This window comes from Amycolatopsis sp. NPDC114478 (assembly GCF_055633805.1).
This window is the reverse complement of sequence record NZ_JBVKDO010000002.1, coordinates 81,429-102,116: the sequence shown is the minus strand read 5'-3', so window position 1 is coordinate 102,116 and position 20,688 is coordinate 81,429. Positions and strand designations below refer to the sequence as shown.

At 71.1% G+C, this 20,688-nt stretch carries 22 protein-coding genes, 1 pseudogene and 1 riboswitch; of the genes and pseudogenes, 11 read left to right on the top strand and 12 right to left on the bottom strand.

The genetic code is table 11. The features are described from left to right. Positions 1-422: 422 nt before the first annotated feature. The gene (locus ACZ7OH_RS05125) at positions 423-2,636 is read left to right on the top strand and encodes a discoidin domain-containing protein (protein ID WP_470279681.1); all 2,214 of its coding nucleotides are present in this window, start codon (positions 423-425) and stop codon (positions 2,634-2,636) included. Here the strand turns inward: ACZ7OH_RS05125 and ACZ7OH_RS05120 are convergent. Further along, positions 2,538-4,073, bottom strand: a complete 1,536-nt coding sequence (locus ACZ7OH_RS05120; protein ID WP_470279680.1) for an FAD-dependent monooxygenase — start codon at positions 4,071-4,073, stop codon at positions 2,538-2,540. The genes ACZ7OH_RS05125 and ACZ7OH_RS05120 overlap by 99 nt on opposite strands. Then, positions 4,070-5,032 (bottom strand): MBL fold metallo-hydrolase, encoded by a 963-nt coding sequence (locus tag ACZ7OH_RS05115; protein ID WP_470279679.1) that lies wholly within the window; start codon positions 5,030-5,032, stop codon positions 4,070-4,072. The genes ACZ7OH_RS05120 and ACZ7OH_RS05115 overlap by 4 nt, the downstream gene beginning before the upstream one ends. Positions 5,033-5,126: 94 nt before the next feature. Between ACZ7OH_RS05115 and ACZ7OH_RS05110 the strand changes: the two genes are divergently transcribed. After that, positions 5,127-5,660 (top strand): MarR family winged helix-turn-helix transcriptional regulator, encoded by a 534-nt coding sequence (locus tag ACZ7OH_RS05110; RefSeq protein ID WP_470279678.1) that lies wholly within the window; start codon positions 5,127-5,129, stop codon positions 5,658-5,660. Here ACZ7OH_RS05110 and ACZ7OH_RS05105 read toward each other — a convergent pair. Next, positions 5,657-6,262, bottom strand: a complete 606-nt coding sequence (locus ACZ7OH_RS05105) for a GTP cyclohydrolase II (protein ID WP_400909103.1) — start codon at positions 6,260-6,262, stop codon at positions 5,657-5,659. The two genes, ACZ7OH_RS05110 and ACZ7OH_RS05105, sit on opposite strands and share 4 nt — an antisense overlap. 184 nt (positions 6,263-6,446) lie before the next feature. On the opposite strand from ACZ7OH_RS05105, the gene ACZ7OH_RS05100 reads away from it, so the two are divergent. Next, entirely contained in the window at positions 6,447-7,079 is a 633-nt protein-coding gene (locus ACZ7OH_RS05100) for a LysE family translocator (protein ID WP_470279677.1), read from the top strand. 27 nt (positions 7,080-7,106) lie between these two features. On the opposite strand, the gene ACZ7OH_RS05095 is transcribed toward ACZ7OH_RS05100, so the two are convergent. Then, complete coding sequence (locus tag ACZ7OH_RS05095; RefSeq protein WP_470279676.1) at positions 7,107-8,165, bottom strand: cobalamin-independent methionine synthase II family protein; 1,059 nt, start codon at positions 8,163-8,165, stop codon at positions 7,107-7,109. Positions 8,166-8,395: 230 nt separating this feature from the next. Between ACZ7OH_RS05095 and ACZ7OH_RS05090 the strand changes: the two genes are divergently transcribed. The 3 genes and pseudogenes from ACZ7OH_RS05090 to ACZ7OH_RS05080 all read left to right on the top strand — a co-directional run. Further along, entirely contained in the window at positions 8,396-8,659 is a 264-nt protein-coding gene (locus tag ACZ7OH_RS05090; RefSeq protein WP_470279675.1) for a DUF3040 domain-containing protein, read from the top strand. 16 nt (positions 8,660-8,675) lie between these two features. Then, a complete protein-coding gene (locus tag ACZ7OH_RS05085) occupies positions 8,676-9,701 on the top strand; it encodes a DNA polymerase IV (RefSeq protein WP_470279674.1) in 1,026 nt (341 codons plus the stop codon). A gap of 74 nt (positions 9,702-9,775) precedes the next feature. Then, positions 9,776-10,672: pseudogene (locus tag ACZ7OH_RS05080) on the top strand (IS481 family transposase); the annotation flags it as partial. Here ACZ7OH_RS05080 and ACZ7OH_RS05075 read toward each other — a convergent pair. Further along, positions 10,669-11,316 carry a TetR/AcrR family transcriptional regulator gene (locus ACZ7OH_RS05075; RefSeq protein WP_470279673.1) on the bottom strand — a complete coding sequence of 216 codons (648 nt, stop codon included), beginning with the start codon at positions 11,314-11,316 and terminating at the stop codon, positions 10,669-10,671. The pseudogene ACZ7OH_RS05080 and the gene ACZ7OH_RS05075 overlap by 4 nt on opposite strands. Positions 11,317-11,402: 86 nt before the next feature. Here ACZ7OH_RS05075 and ACZ7OH_RS05070 point away from each other — a divergent pair, with 86 nt between their 5' ends. The 5 genes from ACZ7OH_RS05070 to ACZ7OH_RS05050 all read left to right on the top strand — a co-directional run bounded on the left by ACZ7OH_RS05070 (position 11,403) and on the right by ACZ7OH_RS05050 (position 15,080). Then, a complete protein-coding gene (locus tag ACZ7OH_RS05070) occupies positions 11,403-12,293 on the top strand; it encodes an AurF N-oxygenase family protein (protein ID WP_470279672.1) in 891 nt (296 codons plus the stop codon). A gap of 56 nt (positions 12,294-12,349) precedes the next feature. Next, positions 12,350-13,033 (top strand): hypothetical protein, encoded by a 684-nt coding sequence (locus ACZ7OH_RS05065; protein WP_470279671.1) that lies wholly within the window; start codon positions 12,350-12,352, stop codon positions 13,031-13,033. Then, positions 13,030-13,152, top strand: a complete 123-nt coding sequence (locus ACZ7OH_RS05060; protein WP_470279670.1) for a hypothetical protein — start codon at positions 13,030-13,032, stop codon at positions 13,150-13,152. Before ACZ7OH_RS05065 ends, ACZ7OH_RS05060 begins: the two co-directional genes overlap by 4 nt. 31 nt (positions 13,153-13,183) lie before the next feature. Then, a riboswitch (S-adenosyl-L-homocysteine riboswitch) is annotated at positions 13,184-13,261 on the top strand. A gap of 82 nt (positions 13,262-13,343) precedes the next feature. Continuing rightward, entirely contained in the window at positions 13,344-14,804 is a 1,461-nt protein-coding gene (gene ahcY / locus ACZ7OH_RS05055; protein WP_470279669.1) for an adenosylhomocysteinase, read from the top strand. A gap of 120 nt (positions 14,805-14,924) precedes the next feature. After that, positions 14,925-15,080: a hypothetical protein gene (locus tag ACZ7OH_RS05050; RefSeq protein WP_086678182.1), complete on the top strand. Its 156-nt coding sequence runs from the start codon at positions 14,925-14,927 to the stop codon at positions 15,078-15,080. Positions 15,081-15,452: 372 nt separating this feature from the next. Here ACZ7OH_RS05050 and ACZ7OH_RS05045 read toward each other — a convergent pair whose 3' ends face one another. From ACZ7OH_RS05045 to ACZ7OH_RS05015, 7 genes are all read right to left on the bottom strand, one after another. Beyond that, positions 15,453-15,662: a hypothetical protein gene (locus ACZ7OH_RS05045; RefSeq protein ID WP_470279668.1), complete on the bottom strand. Its 210-nt coding sequence runs from the start codon at positions 15,660-15,662 to the stop codon at positions 15,453-15,455. Positions 15,663-15,739: 77 nt separating this feature from the next. After that, on the bottom strand, positions 15,740-16,615 hold the full coding sequence (ku, locus tag ACZ7OH_RS05040) for a non-homologous end joining protein Ku (RefSeq protein WP_470279667.1): 876 nt from the start codon (positions 16,613-16,615) through the stop codon (positions 15,740-15,742). Positions 16,616-16,699: 84 nt separating this feature from the next. Further along, on the bottom strand, positions 16,700-17,926 hold the full coding sequence (locus ACZ7OH_RS05035; protein WP_470279666.1) for a styrene monooxygenase/indole monooxygenase family protein: 1,227 nt from the start codon (positions 17,924-17,926) through the stop codon (positions 16,700-16,702). 17 nt (positions 17,927-17,943) lie between these two features. Next, a complete protein-coding gene (locus ACZ7OH_RS05030; protein WP_400909066.1) occupies positions 17,944-18,564 on the bottom strand; it encodes a GTP-binding protein in 621 nt (206 codons plus the stop codon). Beyond that, positions 18,539-18,907 (bottom strand): DUF742 domain-containing protein, encoded by a 369-nt coding sequence (locus tag ACZ7OH_RS05025; protein ID WP_086678176.1) that lies wholly within the window; start codon positions 18,905-18,907, stop codon positions 18,539-18,541. Before ACZ7OH_RS05025 ends, ACZ7OH_RS05030 begins: the two co-directional genes overlap by 26 nt. Before the next feature lie 26 nt (positions 18,908-18,933). Further along, positions 18,934-19,371 (bottom strand): roadblock/LC7 domain-containing protein, encoded by a 438-nt coding sequence (locus ACZ7OH_RS05020; RefSeq protein WP_125315245.1) that lies wholly within the window; start codon positions 19,369-19,371, stop codon positions 18,934-18,936. Beyond that, on the bottom strand, positions 19,368-20,609 hold the full coding sequence (locus tag ACZ7OH_RS05015) for a sensor histidine kinase (RefSeq protein ID WP_470279665.1): 1,242 nt from the start codon (positions 20,607-20,609) through the stop codon (positions 19,368-19,370). The genes ACZ7OH_RS05020 and ACZ7OH_RS05015 overlap by 4 nt, the downstream gene beginning before the upstream one ends. Positions 20,610-20,688 lie beyond the last annotated feature (79 nt).

Below are 20,688 nucleotides of genomic sequence, written 5' to 3'. Positions count from 1 at the left end.
GCTCACGTGGTCTTCGGCGCGGGTGTGGGGCCCGGCCGTCGGCACGCTCTTAGTTCAGGATATAAATAAAGAGCCGTAAAATGTCAACTTCCCTGCGCCGGACGGTCACGGACCACGCGGAAGACTGGTCCGGGCGAGGAGAATCCGCGCCGGAGCCTTGACTCCGCCGAGCCCGGCGCTGTTAACTGCGATCTCACCGACGGAACCGGTTCCGTGACCGCCACCGGGGCAGTTCCGCCGCGACACGCACCCTTCGGGCTGACTGGTCCGCGCTCCTCGCACCACCCGGTACCGCTCCTCCGGCTCACGGCGCCGGGCGGGTGACCTGGGGGCGGACCCGCCGCACCACCCGACGCCGGCGCGAGCTGTGGGGCTCGCCCGGTCCGTTTCGCACGTCCTCCCCCCGATCAGCAGGCAGGCCGATGAGATCAACGACGTTCTCCCCCGTACACCGCCTCCTCGTCATCGCCACCACGTTCGTCACCGCGGTCACCACCGCGGCGGTGGTCGGCTCCGCGCCGGCCCAGGCCGCCGCGTGCGGCACGGCGAACCTCGCGCAGGGCCACCCCGCGACCGCCTCCTCGACCGAGAACGGCGGGACGCCCGCGTCCGCCGCGGTCGACGGCAACCCCGGGACGCGCTGGTCCAGCGCGTTCAGCGACCCGCAGTGGCTGCAGGTCGACCTGGGCTCCGCGCAGCAGCTCTGCGACGTGGCACTCACCTGGGAAGCCGCGTACGCCAAGGCGTTCAGCGTCCAGCTGTCCTCGGACGCGAACAGCTGGACGACCGCGTACTCGACCACCACCGGCGCGGGCGGCACGCAGACCGTGCCCCTCACCGGCACCGCGCGCTACCTGCGGGTCTACGGCACCCAGCGGGCGACCGGCTACGGCTACTCCCTCTGGGAAGTCGCCGTGCACGGCACCGGCGGCGGGACGACCATCCCGCCGACCGACCCGCGCAACCCGGACCTCGGCCCGAACGTGTCGGTGTTCGACCCGTCGACGCCGGCCGCGACGATCCAGAACCGGCTGACGCAGATCGCGGACCAGCAGCACACCAACCAGTTCGGCAACGAGCGCTACGCCGTGCTGTTCAAGCCGGGCAGCTACAACGCCGACGTCAACCTCGGCTTCTACGAGCAGGTCGCCGGCCTGGGCCTGTCGCCGGACGACGTCAACCTCAACGGCCACGTCCGCGTCGAGGCGGACTGGCTGCAGCAGGGCGACAACCCGGCCAACAAGGGCAACGCGACGCAGAACTTCTGGCGGTCGGCGGAAAACCTGTCGGTGACGCTGCCGGCGGGCCAGGTCGAGCGCTGGGCCGTCGCGCAGGCCGCGCCCTACCGGCGGATGCACCTCAAGGGCAGCCAGATCCAGCTGTGGAACGGCGGCGACGGCTGGGCCAGCGGTGGCCTGATCGCCGACAGCAAGATCGACGGCGTCGCCGTTTCCGGTTCGCAGCAGCAGTTCCTGACCCGCAACAGCGAGCTGGGCGGCTGGCAGGGCGGCGTCTGGAACATGGTGTTCGTCGGCTCGACCGGCACGCCGCCGGCGTCGTTCCCGAACCCGCCGGAGACCGTCGTCGGCCAGACGCCGGTGATCCGCGAGAAGCCGTTCCTCTACGTCGACGGCTCGGGCAGCTACAACGTGTTCGTCCCGGGGCTGCGGCAGAACTCCTCCGGCACCAGCTGGGGCCACGGCGCCCCGGCCGGGCAGTCGATCTCGCTCAGCGAGTTCTACGTCGCGCACCCGTCCGACTCGGCGGCAACGCTCAACGCCGCGCTGGCCGCGGGCAAGAACCTGCTCGTGACGCCCGGTGTCTACCACCTCGACCAGGCGCTGAACGTCACGCGCCCGGACACCGTGGTGCTCGGCCTCGGCCTGGCGACGCTGATGCCCACCAACGGCACGGCGGCCATCACGACGTCCGATGTGGACGGCGTGAAGATCGCCGGGCTGCTGATCGACGCGGGCGCGGTGAACTCGCCGGTGCTGGTGCAGGTCGGCCAGCCGGGCTCGACCGCGAACCACGCGGCCGACCCGACGTCGCTGCACGACGTGTTCTTCCGGATCGGCGGCGCGGCCGTCGGGAAGGCCACGCAGACGCTGGTGGTCAACTCGAACAACGTCATCGGCGACCACATGTGGCTGTGGCGCGGCGACCACTCGAACGGCGTCGGCTGGAACGTCAACACCGCGGCGAACGGCCTGGTCGTCAACGGCGCGGACGTGACGATGTACGGCCTGTTCGTCGAGCACTACCAGCAGTACGAGGTGCTCTGGAACGGCAACGGCGGGCGGACGTACTTCTTCCAGAACGAGATGCCGTACGACCCGCCGGATCAGGCGTCCTGGTCCAGCGGCGGCGGCCGGCAGGGCTGGGCGGCGTACAAGGTGGCCGACTCGGTGACCAGCCACGAAGGCTGGGGCCTGGGCAGCTACTGCTTCTTCAACACCAACCCGTCCATTGTGGCCAGTCACTCGTTCGAGGTGCCGAACAACAGCGGCGTCCGGTTCCACAACCTGGTGTCGGTGTCACTCGGCGGTGTGGGCACGATCGCCCACGTCATCAACGACTCGGGTGACGCCGCGAACACCGGGCACCAGGTGAGCCCGCTGGTCTCCTACCCGTAGCACGGCGGCGACGTACGCGTCCGGGCGGACCAGCCAGGCTTCGCCCGGACGCGCACCCAGCGCCCCGCCCAGCGGGATTTCCACCGACCGCACGCCCTCCGCCCGCACACCCGGCGTCGTCAGAAGCAGGAAACCCTGCCGCGCCAGGTCCCGCAACCGTCCACTCGCGACGGTGACGTCGGGGAGCAGCACGCCCGGCCCCGGCGGCGGCACTGCCCCGCGCGGCGGCCGTCCGGCGAACGGCCGTAGCGGATCCGTCGTGGTCAACGGCGAATCCGGGTACCAGAACGGTTCGGCCAGGCGGCCCGAGTCGACCTGCTCGCACGCGGCCGGGTCGTGCGCCGCGCGCGTGAGGACGTCCAGCCGGCGCCGGTGCTGCTCGTCGTCCTGGGGCACCAGGAAGTCCATCGTGGCCGTCGTGACGCCCGCGTTCTCGACCGCGGCCGCGTGCCGCTCGGTGTGGTAGCTCTCCAGCAGCTCCTCCCCCGCGTCGCCGCGCAGGACGGCGGCCAGCTTCCAGGCCGCGTTCTCCGCGTCGGCCACGCCGGAGTTGAGCCCGCGCGCCCCGAACGGCGCGACGAGGTGCGCGCAGTCGCCGGCCAGCAGCACCCGGCCGACCCGCATCCGCGGCACCAGCCGCGTGTGGAAGCGGTACACCGACCGCCAGAGCACCTCGTAGGGCACCGGGCCGATGATCGCCCGGATCCGCGCCTCCATCGCCCCGCCCGACTCCTCGGCCGCGAGGTCGTAGTCCTCGGGCACCTGCCAGTCGATCCGGAACTCCGAGCCCGGGCACGGGTGGATGAGCACCTGGCGGCCCGGGTTCCACGGCGGGTCGAACCAGAACCGCCGCTCGGCCGCCCAGCCCGGCAGGTCGGCGCGGATGTCGCAGATCAGGAACAGGTCCCGGAACGACACCCCGTCGAGGTGCTGCCCGAGCGCCCGCCGCACGGTGTCGCCTCGCGCGCCCGCACAGGCGATCGCGTAGTCGGCCTCGATCCGGCGCGGCCCGTCCGCCGTGTCGCACTCGAGCACCACCCGGCCGGGCTGGGTCAGCCCGCGGACGCGGTGGCCGCGGCGGACGTCGATGAGCGGCTGCCGCTCGATCAGCTCGTCCAGGACCTCCTCGACGCGGGCTTGCGACAAGTTGACGAACGGCGGCAGCGCCGACCCGCCGTCGGGGAGCTTCAGCGAGAACAGCTCGGTGGCGCGGTGGAACGTCCGCGCGGTCGTCCAGGTGAGGCCCTCCTCGGCGAGGCAGCCCGCGCCGAGCGACGCCCAGACGTCCAAAGTGTCCCGTTGCTGGCAGATGGCCTTGGACCCCACGGGATCGCGCACCTCGTGCTCGTCGACGAGCACCACCGGTACACCCCAGCGCGCCAGCAGCAGCGCGGCCGTCTGGCCGACCGGGCCGCTGCCCAGGACGGCGACCCTCATCCTTGGAGCTGGTCCCAGACTTCGCGGTCACGCTCGGCCGTCCACACCACCGGCCGTTCGATGCCGCCGAGCTCGTCCCACAGCCGGGAGACGTCGAAGGGCAGGCAGTGCTCGAAGATCGGCCAGTGGCCGTACTGGTCGTTCAGGGCCGCGTGGGTGCGTTCGAAGGCTTCCTTCAGCGTGCCGCCGGCGTCGCGGACCGCGCCGACCTCGCGGATCATCGTGTCCAGGAAGTGCCGGGTCTGCGCGATGGCGGCGTCGACGGCGTCGCGGCCGCGGCTCACCCCGCCGCGGCCGCCGATCAGCGACTCGGCGCCGAACGCGGCCACCCGGTCCAAAGTGGACGAAGCCCAGTCGCGGTGGACCGCGTCGCCGGTGTAGAGCGCGGCTTCGGCTTCGACGAGGTCGCCGGCGTAGAGGATCTTCTGCCGCGGCAGCCACGCGACGAGGTCGCCTTCGGTGTGGCCGCGCCCGCAGTACTGCAGGACGAGGTCGCCGCGGTCGCCGCCGAGGTCGATCGTGAGCCGGTCGGAGAAGGTCAGCGTCGGCCAGGTCAGGCCCGGCACCGAGTCCGCGCCCTTGGCCAGCCGCGGCATCCGGCCGAACTCGCTCGCCCAGTCCTCCTTGCCGCGCTCGGCGACCAGCGCCCGGGTGTTCTCGTGCGCGACGATCACTTCGGCGTCGAACGCCGACGCGCCCAGCACGCGCACCGCGTGGTAGTGGCTCAATACCAGGTAGCGCACGGGTTTGTCGGTGTGCTCGCGGAGTTTCGCGAGCCACTCGCGCGCCGCGACCGGCGTCGCCAGCGCTTCGAAGCAGACGAGGAAGTCCTCTCCCTCGATGGCGCCGATGTTCGGGTCGCCTTCGGCGGTCAGCGCGTAGACGCCGTCGGCCAGGACTTCGAGGGTTTGCGCTTTCTCCGCCAGGTCGGCCGAAGAGGCGAAGGCTTTCTTCGTCACGGCGAGCGCTCCTTTGATCAAAGGTTTGACTATCTCCCGGGTCACACTAACCCGGCCGGACCGCTCGCGGAACCCCTTCCCCTAACCTGGCCGCATGACCGACCGACCGGCCGAAGACCTCGACTACCTCTCGTTCGTCGACTACGCGATCGGGAAGACGAAGGCGGAGCTGCCGGACACCGACCCCGTCGCGATGCGCCTCGGCCTCACGCTGCACCGGCTGGCGGGCGCGCTGGTCTACGACTGGGAGTCGACGGTGCACCGCCCGCGCGGCCTGAGCTGGGGCGGGTTCCGGGTGCTGTTCGTGCTGTGGCTGGCCGGCCCGCTCGAGTCCCGCCACGCGGCGCGCCTGGCCGGGATGAGCCGCGCGGCGGTGTCGGCACTGGTCAAGACCCTGGAGCGGGACGGGCTGGTGACCCGCACGCAGGTCCCCGAGGATCGACGGGCGGTCCGGCTCGCGCTGACGGAGGCGGGCCACACGGCGGTGACGGACGCGTACCAGGCGCACAACGCGCGCGAACGGGCGTGGGCGGCGTCGCTGACGCCGTCGGAGCAGACGGTCCTCATCGGACTGCTGGAGAAGCTCACCACGAGCCCGGCGGCCGCGGCGGCCCAGCGGCTCAGCTAGCTGGCCAGCCCCGGCAGGGTGTGGCCGGTGAGTTCGGCCTTCGCGCGCAGGTAGCGCACGTTGTTGTCGGTGGCGAAGACGCCGGTGGGCACCCGGTCGCGCACAGCGATCCCGGCCGCTTCGAGCTGCGCGGCCTTGTCCGGGTTGTTCGACAGCAGGTTCACTTCCGCCACCCCGAGCGCTTGGAGCATCTGCGCGGCGACGGTGTAGTCGCGGGCGTCCTCGGGCAGGCCGAGCGCGGCGTTGGCGGCGTAGGTGTCGAGGCCTTGGTCTTGAAGCGCATAGGCGTCGAGCTTGTTGTAGAGGCCGATCCCCCGGCCTTCTTGACGCAGGTAGAGCAGATAACCACCGGCGGCGGAGATCCGGTCGACGGCCTCGGCCAGCTGCGGACCGCAGTCGCAGCGCGCGGACCCGAAGACGTCACCGGTGAGGCATTCGGAGTGCGGCCGCACGAGCGGCACGTCCCCGGGCGTACCGAGGACGAAGGCGAGGTGCTCACCACCATCGGCGAGGTTCCGGAAGGTGACGGCTTCGGCGTCGACCTCGATGCCGCCGTGCAGCCGCAGCGGGATCCGCACCCGCGTCCGCACCTCAGCCGTCATGCTCTCTCCCCTGGGATCGCCCACTCGGCCGACCCTACCGGAAGTTCAAATTCGAACATCGTGCTCTGGCCGACACCGGTGCGAACACCAGTGGATCACCGGTTCTTCCCGATCCGGCCGCCGGAGTTCGGAGCGTCACGCGCGTAGCGAAATTCGCTGGCGCCGCCCTCGTATGCTCGACCGCATGATCCCCGGTGCCACCGCCGCCTCGTTCCTGCTGGTCGTGATCCTCGGCGCGATGTCACCCGGGCCGGACTTCGTCGTCGTCACGCGATCTTCCCTCGCCGGTGGGCGGCGGGCCGGGGTCGCCGCCGGGGCCGGGGTCGCGCTCGGTGTCTTCGCCTGGGTCGTCGCCATCGCCTTCGGCGTCGCCGCCGTGCTCACCGCCTCCGCTGTGGCCTTCAGCGTCGTGAAGCTCGTCGGGGCCGGCTATCTCGTCTTCCTCGGCGTCAAAGCCTGGCTCGCCGTGCGCCGCGGCGAGTACCGGGACCTCGGGGACGACCCCGCGAACCGGTCGCTCGGCGCCGGCGCCGCCTTCCGGCAGGGCCTCTTCACCAACCTGCTCAACCCGAAGGTCGCCGTCTACTTCCTCGCCCTGCTCCCCCAGTTCCTCCCGGCGGACGGCTCCACCGCGCAGACCCTCGAGCTGGCCGCCATCGCCACCGCCGGGACCGTCGCCTGGTTCGCCGCCCTCGCCCTCGTCGTCGGCGCGCTCAAGCGGTTCTTCAGCGACGGGCGCGTCCGCCGGGGCCTCGACGCCGTGCTCGGCAGCGTGCTCGTCGCGCTCGGGCTGAAAGTCGCCGCCGAGACGGCCTGAGGGGCCCGCCGGAGCGGGCCCCGGCCGTCACAGCTGCCCGGCCGCCAGCGCGGTCCCCTCGACCCGCGCCTTGATCTTGGCGAACGCGATGTCGCGGGAGGTCGAGGTGTCGTCCGCAAACGGCGAGAACCCGCAGTCGTCGCACGTGCCCAGCCGGTCCACCGGCAGGTACTTCGCCGCTGTCAGCACGCGGTCGCGGACCTCCTCCGGCGTCTCCACCCGCGGGTCGATCGGGTCGATCACGCCGACGAAGATCCGCTGGCCCTCCCCCAGGTGGTCGGCGATCACCTGCAACGCGCGTTCCGGCTCGGCTTCGCTCGCGAGCTGGACGTAGAAGTTGCCCGCCTTCAACTCGAAAAGGGCCGGCAGCAGGCCCGCGTAGTCGACGTCGAGGCTGTGCACCGAGTCCTGGTCGCCGCCCGGGCAGGTGTGGACGCCGATCTTCGCGCGCTCCTCCGCCGTGAAGCGGTCCAGCACGGCGTTGTTGAGGTCGACGAACTCCCGCAGCAGCCCGCCCGACGGGTCGAGCTTCAGCGACAGCCGCCCCTCGGTGAAGTCGATCTGGACGCTGTGCGCGCCGGCGTCGAGGCTGCGCCGGATGTCCGCTTCGGCTTCGTCGACGAGGTCGGCGACGAACTGGTCCTGCGAGTAGCCCTCGATGCCGTCGGCCGGGTAGATCAGCGAGAGCGCCGAAGCGGCGATCACGGCCTGCTTGACGGGCTTGCCGGTAAGTGCTTTCGCGCGCGTCAGGTAAGCGTCCGCGTGCGTCGCGTAGCGGAAGGGGCCCGCGGTCAGCCGCGGCAACTGGCGGGTGTGGCCGTCGGCGAACGGGATGACGACGCCGTCCGGCGCGAGCGCGGTCAGCCCCGCCAGCGGGTAGGTCGCGAAGCTCGGCTTGCCCTGTTCGCCGTCGGACACGACGGGTGAGCCGGTCTCCTCGAACCGGCTGATCGTGTCGGCCAGCGCCCGGCTTTCCAGCTCGGCGAGCGCGGCGGCGTCGATCCGTCCGGCCGCGAAGGCGCCGAGCCCCTCGATCAGGTACTCGGGACGCGGGATGCTGCCGATCGGTTCGGTGGGCAGGGTCATGGAGTCCTCCGCTGCTTGAAGGTCCTGACCGGCCTCGACCCGGCGCGAAGCCGGCCAGACCGGCCTCGTGCCAGGCGAACCTAACGCGTTCCGGGATGGTCACGGAGCGCGGATCACCCGGTCGGAGCAGCAAAAAGCACAAAATGAGAGGGCGATTGGCGGTTCGTCAGGAGGACGATTGGGTATTCGCTCTGGCGATACGGTGCGTTCGGCGCCGAAGGAGTACCCCGATGCTCAGCCACCACGATCGCACCGAGCTCGAGAAGATCGAGCGGCACCTCGAGGTCACCGACCCCGACCTGGCCACCGCCCTCCGCGAGGGCAAGCGCCCGAAGTCGCGCGCGCTCCGCAGCGCCCTCCTGATCGTCGTCGACGCCGTCGCCGTGACGCTGCTGGTGCTCGGGCTGGTCCTGCCCGACCCCGGCGTGACGCTCTGCGGGATCCTCGCCCTCACCGGCACCGTCTGGACCCACGTGGCGCGCCACCGCGTCTGAGGCAACACTGGGCGGCGTGAAGTGGGTCCTGCACGTCGACCTCGACCAGTTCATCGCCGCGGTCGAGATCGCCCGCCACCCGGAGCTGCGCGGGAAGCCCGTGGTCGTCGGCGGCAACGGCGACCCCACCGAACGCGCCGTCGTCGCGACGGCGTCGTACGAGGCCCGCGAGTTCGGGATCCAGTCCGGCATGCCGCTGCGGATCGCCGCCAAGCGCTGCCCGGACGCCGTCTTCCTGCCCAGCGACCCGCCCGCCTACCTCGAAGTCTCCGAACATGTCATGGCCGCCGTGCGGGAGTTCCCCGTCGTGGTGGAGGTGCTGGGCTGGGACGAGGCGTTCGTCGGCGCCGAGACCGATGATCCCGAGGTGCTGGCGGCGGCGATCAAGGACGCCGTCGCGCGCGAGACCGGGCTGTCGTGCGCGGTCGGGATCGGGGACAACAAGCTGCGGGCCAAGCTCGCCACCGGGTTCGGCAAGCCGGGCGGGATCTTCCGGCTTACGCAGGCGAACTGGTGGGACGTCATGGCCGCGCGCCCGACCGACGCGCTGTGGGGCATCGGCGGCAAGACGGCGAAGAAGCTCGCCGAGCTGGGCATCGCGACGGTCCTCGACCTCGCCGGCGCCGACCCGGCCGAACTGGCGGCGCGGTTCGGCCCGAAGACCGGCCCGTGGCTGCGCCTGCTCGGCGGCGGGATCAGCGACGCGGAGGTGAGCGCGACACCGTACGTGGCCCGCTCCCGCAGCCGCGAGACGACGTTCCAGCGCGACCTCACCGACCCCGCCGAGATGGCGGCGGAGGTGTCGGCGCTGGCGAAGCGCGTGTCCCAGGACGTCCTGGACGAAGGCCGCCCGGCGGCGCGGGTCGCGGTGAAGGTCCGGTTCGTGCCGTTCCTGACCCACACCCACAGCATCACGCTCCCCGAGCCGACGTCGGACGCGGCGGAGATCGACCGCGCGGCCCAGGAGGTACTGGGGATGTTCGAGCTGACGCGCGCGGTGCGGCTCCTGGGGGTGCGCGCGGAGTTCTCGCGCGAGGACTAGATGTGATGTCCAGGGACGTTGTCCCGGGTTGAGGCGGTAATCACCTGTCGCACTGAGAGATGAAGGCCCCAAGGGGCTGGACCTGCACCGCAGCAGCGAAAATGTTCATGGTCGCCCCCACAACCGCCCGCAAATGGGCCGACCGCTACCGCAACGAAGGCGCGGCCGGGATAACCGACCGCAGCTGCCGACCACACCACAGTCCCACCCGCACGTCCGCACATCTGGTGCGTCGGATTGTGCGGCTGCGCTGGCGCAACCGGCTCGGCCCGGTCCAGATCTCCGGCCGGCTCGGCGTCCCCGCCTCGACCGTGCACGCGGTGCTGACCCGCTGCCGGATCAACCGCCTGTCCCGCATCGACCGGGTCACCGGCGAACCGCTGCGCCGCTACGAACACGACCACCCCGGCTCGCTGATCCACGTCGATGTCACCAAGTTCGGCAACATCCCCGACGGCGGAGGCTGGCGCTACGTCGGCAAACAGCAAGGCGGCAAGAACACATCAGCCACCTCCCGCCGCACCGGAATCCGGCGCGCCGACCGTCACGCCCGCACCGGCGTGGCCTTCGTGCACACCGTGATCGACGACCACTCCCGCCTCGCCTACGCCGAGATCTGCGCCGACGAGAAAGCCGACACCGCCACCGGCGTCCTTCACCGCGCGGTCGCCTGGTTCGCCGACCACGGCGTCACCGTCGAACGCGTGCTCTCCGACAACGGTGCGTGTTATCGCTCGTCAGCCCGACGCGAGACCTGCACTGGGCTGGGCATCACCAACGGCAAGATCGAGCGGTTCCACCGCACCCTGGCCGAGGGATGGGCTTACGCCCGCTTCTACCCCAGCGAACACCAACGCCGGGCAGCGCTGCCTGGGTGGCTGCACTTCCACAATCACCACCGGCCCCACTCATCCACCGGCGGCAAGCCACCCATCGCCCGGCTGACCAACCTCCCTGGACACCACAACTAGAGCCCGTCCGGCAGCGGCAGGGGCCGGTCCGGGTCCAGTTCGACGCCGACCGCCCGGAGCGTGTGGTCGAGCATCGCCCAGATCGTGCCGCTGAGCTGGGCGGTCAGCTGGTCCAGGGTGAGCGCGCCCGGGTGGTCGAGCCAGCGGGTCGTTGCCGATTCGACGTAGCCGACCAGGCCGAACGCGATGGTGTCCGCCGGGGCGGGGTCGCGGCCGAACGCCGTCAGGTAGCCGGCGAAGAGACCGCTCAGGTGGCGGGCGATCGTGTCGCGGACGTCCGTCGGCCCCGGTGCCGCGCGGGCCAGGTAGCGGTGCAGGGAAACGTGCTCGGTCAGCCAGCGCAGGTGCGTCGCGATCACCGTCGAGATCATCTCGTTCGGCGAGCCCGACGGGTGCCAGAGCGGCTCCAGCTCGGCCGTCACCAGTTCGGCCGCGCGCTGGGCGATGGCCCGCTGCAGGTCCGCCGCGTCGGCGAAGTGCTTGTACAGCCGCGTCCGGGCGACGCCGGCGCGTTCGGCGATCTGCTCGGTGGAGACGTCCGGGCCGTGTTCCCCGATCGCCGCCAGGGCCGCGTCGACGAACTCCGCGCGGCGGCGTTCCTGCTGGCCCGCCCACCGCGTCGCCCGTCCGTCGACCTTGGTCACCCGGGAAGCCTACTCAAGTCCGGCGAGCCGGTGTACGCTCCCAAACTAGCTAGTACAGCGTGTACCCCTTAATTTCGGAGGTCGCCATGGGCGTCGAGGCCCAGGACCGGGACGTCACCGCGGCGAGGCTGCTCAAGAGCTCCGCGAAGAACTCCTACGACCCGTACGTCGACATCGACTGGGCCGCGCCGCTCGCCGAAGGCAAGGCGTACATGCCGCTGGAGCGCGTGTCCCTCTACGGCACCGACCTCTGGGCGAAGCTGACGCCCGAGCAGCGGATCGAGCTGTCCAAGCACGAGATCGCCAGCATCATGAGCGTCGGCCTGTGGTTCGAGATCGTCCTCATGCAGCTGCTCGCGCGGTACGTCTTCGACCTCGACGCGCGCACCGAGCACGCGCAGTACGCGATGACCGAGATCGGCGACGAGACCCGGCACTCGGTCATGTTCGCCCGCACCGCCGAACGGCTGGGCGTCCCGCGCTACGGCGTCCCGAAGGTCGTGCACCGCGCCGCGAAGGTGTTCGGCGCGACCGCGGCCGGGCCGTCGATGTTCGCCAGCGTGCTGGTCGCCGAGGAGACCACCGACCGGCTGCAGCGGTCGATGATGGACGACGACGGCATCCAGCCGCTGATCCGCTCGGTCAACCGGATCCACGTCGTCGAGGAGGCCCGGCACGTCCGGTTCGCCAAGGAGGAAGTGCTGCGGGAGACGCCGAAACTGTCGAAGGCGGCGCTGCAACGGCACCGCGTGCGGACCGCGCTGGTCGCGTTCGGCGTCATCGACAGCATGGTCGACGCGCGGGTCTACCGCAGCGTCGGGATCGACCCGCGCGAGGGCCGCGCCGCGGCGCTCGCCAACCCGCACTTCCACGAGACGCGGCGGTGGATGGCCGAGAAGATCGTGCCGTTCCTGCGCGAGGCGGGGCTGATCGGCGGCCGGTCGGAAGGCATCTGGCGGCGTGCGCACTTGATCTGACCCCGCCGGGCGCAATTCCCTTCCCGGGACGGACCGGAGTGCGCCAGGATTCCCGGGTGACCGAGGGATTCCCGCTCGAACCCGCACCCGGACCGCCGCCGACCGTGGCACCGCCCCCGCCCCCGCGCCCGTTGCTCGCCCGGCCGGTCGTCGCCGGCCTGCTCGGCGTCCTCGTCGGCGCGGTCCTCGTCGGCGTGCCGTGGCTGGCGCTGAGCCTGTTCGACGGGCCGAGCGGGCAGGCCCCGACCGCACCGGCGAACCTCGGCGGGCTGAGCAAGGCCCAGGACGCGATCGCGAAGGTCGACGCCACGCGCGGCAAGGCCCAGATCGACCGCATCGCCAAGACGGACCAGGAGACGGCCGCGCGCGTGTCGGCGGCCTACGCCGGCGCCGGAGCTGTCGTCCAGGACTACCAGGACGAGGGGCTGCTGCGGTCCTTCCAGCTGGTCGCCGTGCGCGCGCCGTCGCCGGAGCTGTTCGCGCCCTACGAAGACGTCCAGGCCCTCGGCGAGGCCAAACCGGGCACCGAGCTGGTGCGCGTCGGCGCCGTGCAGTGCCTGGTGCACAACGCCCCGGCCGCGCCCGGCTCGACCCCGGACGCGGACCAGTCCTTCGTCCTGAACTGCCAGCGCACCGGCCCCGGCATGACCGTCGCGGTGCGGAGCCTGAGCAGCGAAGGCAACCACGACGCCCGGGAGCTGGCCGGGATCGTCGAACAGGCCTGGCAGGAGCTCGGTTGAGCACCGTCCGGACGGCGCGAGCCGGCTACGAGGCGTGCGGATTCGTCGTGGAAGGCGTGCTGCGGGCCGAATTCCGCGTCGACGGCCACGACGTTCTCATGGCCCGCTCGCTCGCTTGACAGCTTCCCGGCGGCTTTGCCATCCTGGTCACGGGCCGAGAGGCGCTGCGACGGAACTCTTTTCCGCCACGCTCGGCCCGCACCACGACTCCAAGGGCGCCTCCCGCGAGGGAGGTGCCTTTCTCTTGTCCGCACGGGCTTCCGTGCTGCCTCCCGAGCGCATCCCGACGAACTCCGGAGTGCACCGAAGCATGAGTGACAAACTGCAGACCCGCAATGGCCTCGACTTCGCCGTCGCCGACCTGTCCCTCGCCGACGCCGGCCGCACCCAGCTGCGGCTGGCCGAGCACGAGATGCCCGGCCTGATGGCGATCCGCCGCGAATACGCCGCCACGCAGCCACTGAAGGGCGCCCGCATCGCCGGGTCGCTGCACATGACCGTCCAGACCGCCGTGCTCATCGAGACGCTGGTCGCCCTCGGCGCCGAGGTGCGCTGGGTGTCCTGCAACATCTTCTCGACCCAGGACGAGGCCGCCGCCGCGGTCGTCGTCGGCCCGGAGGGCTCCGTCGACGCCCCGGCCGGCACGTCCGTGTTCGCCTGGAAGGGCGAGACGCTCGAAGAGTACTGGTGGTGCACCGACCGGCTCTTCGCCTTCCCGGGCGGCCAGGCACCGAACATGATCCTCGACGACGGCGGCGACGCCACCCTGCTCGTGCACAAGGGCGTCGAGTTCGAAGCCGCGGGCGCGGTGCCGCAACCGTCCGAAGAGGACGCCGAGGAGTACCGGATCGTCCTCGAGACGCTGCGCGCGAGCCTCGCGGCCGACGGCGACCGCTTCACCCGCATGGCCAAGGAGATCCGCGGCGTCACCGAAGAGACGACCAACGGCGTCAAGCGGCTCTACAAGCTCGCCAAGGACGGCGAGCTGCTCTTCCCCGCGATGAACGTCAACGACTCCGTCACGAAGTCCAAGTTCGACAACAAGTACGGCATCCGGCACTCCCTTGTGGACGGTCTGAACCGCGCCACGGACGTGATGATCGGCGGCAAGCGCGTGGTCGTCTGCGGCTACGGCGACGTCGGCAAGGGCGCGGTCGAGGCGCTGCGCGGGCAGGGCGCCCGGGTCGCGGTCACCGAGATCGACCCGATCTGCGCGCTGCAGGCGGCGATGGACGGGCTCGACGTGGTGGAGCTGGACGACGTCGTCGGGACGGCCGACATCTTCATCACCACCACCGGCAACTTCGGCATCATCTCGGCGGAGCAGATGGGCCGGATGAAGCACAACGCGATCGTCGCGAACGTCGGGCACTTCGACAACGAGATCGACATGGCCGGGCTGGCGAAGCTGCCCGGGATCGTGAAGAAGGAGATCAAGCCGCAGGTGCACGAGTGGACGTTCCCGGACGGCCACGCGATCATCGTGCTCTCCGAAGGCCGCCTGATGAACCTCGGCAACGCGACCGGCCACCCGTCGTTCGTGATGTCGAACTCGTTCACCAACCAGGCCATCGCGCAGATCGAGCTCTTCGCCAAGCCCGGCGAGTACGCCACCGACGTCCACCGGCTGCCCAAGCACCTCGACGAGAAGGTGGCCCGGCTGCACCTCGACGCCCTCGGTGTGAAACTCACCAAGCTGACGAAGGCCCAGGCGGAATACATCGGCGTCGACGTCGAAGGTCCGTACAAGCTCGATCACTACCGGTACTGATCCGAGATTGCTCCATTTGACGCAGTTTGCCGCGGCGGAAAAGTGGCCATCCTCCCCGTGACAGCGCATCCGCCCGGCCGGCATGCCGGACGGGTCCCATGCGAAGGAGTGTGTGTCAAAGTGATCGTTCTCGGTGTAATTCTCCTGATCATCGGGTTCATCGTGGGTATCCCGGTGCTTTACACCATCGGCATCATCCTCGCGGTGGCCGGTGTGGCACTGGCCATCCTGGGCGGCACGGGCCGCCGGATCGGTGGGCGTGCGCACTGGTACTGATCCGTAATTCGTGAACGGCCTGGCACGGCGTCAGCAGCAATGCTCGCCGTGCCAGGCCGTTCGCTTTTCTTTCGGCGATCGGGCCGGCGATCCCGTCGGCAGGTCCGCGGAAGGTAAGCGCAGAGCAAATTCTGCGCAAATCGGCGATAGCAGACCGTCCGCAGTGCGCGGGCCAAGCGTGAAAAGGGTCCTCCGGCTCCGAGGGGGAGGGAGAGCCGAAGGACCCCCGTAAGTGTTAGCACATCGCCAAGCCCGTGTACACAGCTGCATACACGATCGTGTTACGTCCACACCCTCCACAGACGCCGTGAAGGCCTCCCCGGCCGGCGGCGAGGCGCGGCGGGAAGGCCTTCACGGATCCTGGCGGGAGGCTCAGGAAGCTTGGCGCAGCAGGGGTTTGCGGGGTGCGGCCGCGCAGGCGCACCCGCTGCCGAGCGCCTGGCAGTCGACGATCAGGCCGTGCCGGACCCGGTCGCTGTCCGAACAGGCCGCGTCGGTGCACTCGGTGAACCCGCCTTCCGGGTGCACCACCAGCGTGCCGTGGCAGTGGTCGATGCCCGCATCACACGAAGCGCATTCCATAACCCTTGGTACCACCGCGAACCACGCGGAGGCGGGACGGCCGCGACGGCGTGTCGCCCCGACCACCCGTCCGGGGATCAGGCCGACTTCGGCGCCCGCTTCCGCGGCGCCGGCTTCTTCTTCGCGGCCGGCTCGCCGTCCTCATCGGACTCCTCCGAAGAGGACTTCGCCCCGCGGGACTTCTTGGCGGCGTCCACACTGGCCTGCAGCGCGGCCATCAGGTCGACGACGTCGGCCTTCGCGGTGACGGCGGCGGGCTTGGTCGTCTCCTCCCCCGCCACCTTGGCCTCGATCATCTCCTCGAGGGCCTCGCGGTAGTGGTCGTGGTACTTCTCCGGCTCGAACACGGGCTCGGCCAGCGAGTCGATCAGCGACCCGGCCATGGTCAGCTCCTGCGGCCGGATCTGCGGCGGGTCGTCGCGCAGGAACGGGAAGTCGGGCTCGCGGACCTCGTCCGGCCACAGCATCGTCGTCATCACCAGCACGTCGGCGTGCACCCGCAGCACCGCCATGCTCTCCCGCTGGCGCACCGCGACCTTGGCGATGGCCACCTGGCTCGACTTGTGCAGGGCGTCCCGCAGCACGATGTACGGCTTGACCGCGTTCTTCTGCGGCTCCAGGTAGTAGGTCCGGTCGTACTGGATCGGGTCGATCGACTCGAGCGGCACGAACTCCAGCACGTCGATCGTGCGCTGCGTGGGCAGCGGCAGGTCGGCCATCTCGGCGTCGGTGATCACGACCATCTCGCCGTCGGGCAGCTCGTAGCCCTTGGCGATCTCGGCGTAGGGCACCTCGGCGCCGTCGATCGTGCAGAACCGCTTGTACTGGATGCGGCCGCCGTCGGCCTCGTGCACCTGGCGCAGGGAGACGTTCTTGTTCTCGGTGGCCGCGTACAGCTGGATCGGGATGCTCACCAGCCCGAACGACACCGAGCCCTTCCACATCGCCCGCATGCCACGTACCTCCGATAGACCACCCGGTCGCCTTCACGCTACGTGACAACCGTAGCCCGGATCGTCTCTCGGCGACAGTCTGATCTAGACCTCTGCCAGGTACTTCTCCCAGAGTGCCGGGTCCATGAACCAGTTCTGGAAGTCCGTCGGATCGGTGAACCCGTTGGCGAACCGCCGCGCGACCGCGGGGTTCTGGCCGGCCACCCCGAGGATCTGGAGCACGTGCGGGGGCGGCGGGAGCAGCAGCGCGTTGGTCCATTCGGTTACGTGCCGGGCGTACTCCCAGTAGCGCTCGAACGTGGCGTCCATCCACCCGGCGTCGAACGGCTCCTCGCCGCGCTCGACGATCGCGTCCAGGTAGGTGGCCGCGCAGTGGCTCGCGTTGTTCGAGCCCTGGCCGGTGATCGGGTCGTTCGCGACGACGACGTCGGCCATGCCCAGCACGATCGCCCCGCCCGGCAGCGTGCCGACGGGCCGGCGCACCACCGGGGTGTAGCCGCCGGCCAGCGTGGCCTTCGCGTCGGTGAGCTCGGCGTCACGGCAGCGGTCGTACTCCCACGGCACGAACTGCTTCATCAGGTCGAGGATCCGCGCGAAGTGCTCGGCCGGGCCCGGGCGGTCGTCGAAGCAGTCCAGCGGCCCGCCGGGGACGCCCTCGAAGAAGAGGATGTCGCAGTTCCCGGTGAGCGTGTACGCAGGGATCATGAACAGCTCGCCGACGCCGGGGACGATGTTGAACCGCACCGCCATCTTGTCCGGGTGCTCCGGCCGCGGCCGGACGCCGTGGGCGTAGGCCAGCGACAGCGCGCGCATCGGCTTCGTGTACGGCGAGCGCTCGGGCACGCGGTCGAACAGCTGGACCAGCTCGCCCTTGCCCGCCGAGATGATCACCAGGTCGTAGAGCCGGGACAGGGCGTCCAGCTCGGACGTCATCACGCCGTGGATGACCAGCTTGCCGCCGCGGTCCTCGAACAGCTCCAGCCAGCCCGCCATCTTGACCCGCTGGTCGACGGACTGCGCGACGTGGTCCAGCTCGGCGAACCAGTCGAGCGCGCGGCCGCCGTCCGGCGCGGCCACCGACACGCCGAGGCCTTCGACGTTGACGGTGTCGGCCTCCCACTGGTTGATCCCGAGGTCCCGCTCGTGCTGCAGCGCGTCGTGGAACATGCACTGCGTCGACATCACGCGCCCGTTCCGGATCTCCTCCGGTGTCCGCGCGGACATCACCGTGACGTCGTAGCCCTTCGCCTGCAGGCCGAGGGCCAGCTGCAAGCCGGACTGCCCGGCGCCGACGATCAGAACCCTGCGCATGAAGCTCGCTCTCCTTCTCAGGCGTTCGGGACGCTGCCGGCCAGCTCGCGCGGACCGGACAGCACGGCCAGCGACAGCGTGTGGCTCACCAGCTCGGTCAAGGTGGCGATCGTCGAGGCGCGGTCGCGGGCGTCGCAGGTGACCAGCGGGACGCTCGGGTCGAGCGCGAGCGCCTCGCGCACCTCGTCGAGGTCGTGCACCGGCATGCCCTCGAACTGGTTGACCGCGACGACGAACGGCAGCTCGGAGTCGTTCTCGAAGTAGTTGATCGCCGCGAACGACTCGTCGATCCGGCTGGTGTCGACCAGCACGACCGCGCCGAGGGCGCCCCGGCTCAGGTCGTCCCAGAGGAACCAGAACCGCGCCTGGCCCGGCGTGCCGAACAGGTACAGCAGCAGGTCCGGGCGCAGCGTGATCCGGCCGAAGTCCATCGCCACCGTCGTGGTCGACTTGCCGCCGGGCGGGATCTCGTCGACGCCCTGACCGGCCTCGGTCATCCAGGCCTCGTTGCTCATCGGCGGCACTTCCGACACCGCGCCGACGAACGTGGTCTTGCCGACACCGAAGCCCCCGGCGACGACGATCTTCGCGGAGATCGTCAGCAGATCGCCCTCAGGCGGGGAGCCGCTTGAGCCCATCAAGGATCCTCTCGAGCACGTTGGTGTCGTGGTGGTAGGCGTGCGCGGTGGGGTGGACGAACACCGCGCCCTGGGACGCGAGGTCGCCGATCAGCACCCGCACCACGCCCAGCGGCAGGTCGAGCCCGACCGACAGCTCGGCGATCGAGCACCGCGCCCGGGCGCGTTCGTAGAGCGAGCGCGACTCGGGCATGAGCGTGCCGCTCAGCGCGGGGTCGTAGCGCGGGACCGAGACCAGCGTCTCCACCAGCAGCTGGTGCCGGGTGCTGGTGCGGCCGCCGGTGAGCGCGTACGCGCGGATCCGGCGGCTGCGCCGCGGCAAGGCGGTGTCCTTCTCGGACACGGTGGCAACCTCCTCGGGCACGCTGATCACACCCTCGGGCGGCGCGCGGTGAGCACCTGGCGCAGTTCGGCGCGCACCTCGGGGGTGAGCGCGTGGCCGGCGTTGGTGATGAACTGGGTCATCTCGTAGGCGACCACCTTCATGTCCGCCTCGCCCGAGGTCAGCACCGCGAGCCCGGCACCGGAACCGATGCCCATGAACAGGAAGTAGCCGTGGGTGAGCCGGATGATGATCTGCTCGCAGGCGCCCTTCCCGAACAGCGCCGCGCTGTTACCGGCGAGGGAGAGCAGGCCGCTGGCGATCGCGGCCAGCTGCTCGGCCTCGGCTTCGCCGACCGAGTCGGACGCGGTGAGGGGGAAGCCGTCCACGCTCATGATCAGCGCGTGGCTGACGCCGTGGACCTTGCGCACGAAGTCGTCGAGCAGCCAGGCGAAGTTCGCCGGGGCCGGGTGGGGGGCGCTCACGAGGCGGTTCCTCCGGGCGTCTCGTCCTGCTGGGCACGGTGGTTCTCGGCGAGCGCGGCCCGCTCGCCGTCGGCGAAGGCGCCGAGGTCGGCGAGCAGCTGCTCGTGCCCGTTCGCCGCGGGTTCGGCGGCCGGGGGCGGTGGTGGCGGTTCGGGCGCGGCACCGCGGATGCTGCCGGGCACGCGCCGCGGCAGGCCGTTGGCCGTGGTGCCGCCGGTCTCGGGCGGGCGCGGGCGCGGGGTCGGCTTGCGCGGCACGGCCCGCACCGGCTCCTCCTGGGGGAAGGTGCCCGGGCGGCGGCGCGGCAGCCCGCCGACGGCGGCCGGTTCGCCTTCCGGTGCCTGCACCGGCTCGACGGTGACGGTCCGGGTGCCCGACCACGCGTTTTCGGCCAGCTCGGTGACGATGCCGGTGGGCAGCAGCACGGTGGCCACGGTGCCGTGCGGGCTGCGCCGGTCCAGCCGCACGGTGACGTCGTGGCGGGCGGCGAGCCGGGAGACCACCGCGAGGCCCATGTGCCGCGCCGCGGCGTCGTCGAGGTCGCCGCCGGCGGCCAGCCGGGCGTTGAGGCCGTCGATCCGGTCGGCCGGGATGCCGATGCCCTCGTCCTCGATCCGGACGAGCACGCTGCCCTGCTCGGTCAGGTGCGCGCTGACGTTCACCGGCGAGCCGGGCGAGGACTGGTTGGCGGCGTTGTCGAACAGCTCCGCGAGCACCCGGCCCAGGTCCTCCGCGGCGAAGCCGACGACGCCGAGGTTCACCACGCGGCCGATGGTGATCCGGGCGTAGTGGTCGATCGAGGACATCGCCGCGCGCATGACGTCGAGCACCGACGTCGCGCGGGCGGCGTCGTCGGCGGTCTCCTGGCCGGCCAGCACGCGCAGGTTCTCGGCGTTGCGGCGCAGCCGGGTCGCGAGGTGGTCGAGCTGGTAGAGCTCGGCGAGGCGGTGGTGGTCCTCCTCCCCCGCCTCCAGCTCCTCGAGCCGGGCCAGCAGCTGGTCGAGCAGGTTGAGGTCGCGCAGGGCGACGCTGGCGCAGATCTCGGCCAGCACGGCGTCGTCCGGCGGGGCGGACGGGACCGCCAAGGGCGTCAGCTGCGCGATCGCCGGGCCCGCCGCGGGCGCGGCCGGGTACCCGGGGTGCTTCGGCGGCGCCGTCAGGAACTGCGCGGCGGCGACCCGCGAGCGGTCCAGCAGGACGCGTGATCGATCCAGGAGTTCCCGGGCCCGGCTCGCCATGTGGTCCCACTTCTTCCATGCTCAGGTGCGGAAAACGAATACGCGACGCCGACCCCCGGGCGGCGACGCCCGACATGCA